The sequence below is a fragment of the Pseudomonas sp. EL_65y_Pfl1_R83 genome (genome assembly GCF_963970695.1).
Lineage (GTDB): Bacteria > Pseudomonadota > Gammaproteobacteria > Pseudomonadales > Pseudomonadaceae > Aquipseudomonas > Aquipseudomonas tritici.
The window spans coordinates 1-436 of the sequence record NZ_CAXAQI010000484.1; the positions used below are offsets into that span (position 1 = coordinate 1).

1 protein-coding gene is annotated in these 436 nt (G+C 59.4%); it reads right to left on the reverse strand.

Annotation, left to right across the window (positions count from 1 at the left end; genetic code table 11):
* A partial coding sequence (locus AACY08_RS29955) for a peroxidase family protein (protein WP_339472707.1) occupies positions 1-436 on the reverse strand: 436 nt, incomplete at both ends.

Below are 436 nucleotides of genomic sequence, written 5' to 3' on the forward strand. Positions count from 1 at the left end.
TCTATAGGCTGCGACATCGGTTTGCTCCTGCGTGGCATCGACCCGACCAACGAAAAACGGCACACTAACATTAACGCCGCGCTCATTTGCGGCATGCTCGACTGCCGTGTCGCCTGCCAACACGATCATATCAGCCATGGATACCTGCCGCCCGCTTTTGTGGTTGAAACCATCACGAATGACGCCGAGCCTGCGCAGGACATCGGCGAGCTCCTGCGGCGAATTTGCCAACCAGTGGATCTGTGGTTCCAACCGCACGCGAGCGCCATTCGCACCCCCACGCATATCGGTTTTGCGATAGCTGGCGGCGGATGCCCATGCGGTTCGTATAAGCGCCGCGTCGGCGATGCCCGAGGCGGCAATCTCGCGCTTCAGCTTCTTGATGTCACCATCGCCGATTTGACCGCTTGATGTAGCAGGCAACGGCTCCTGCCAT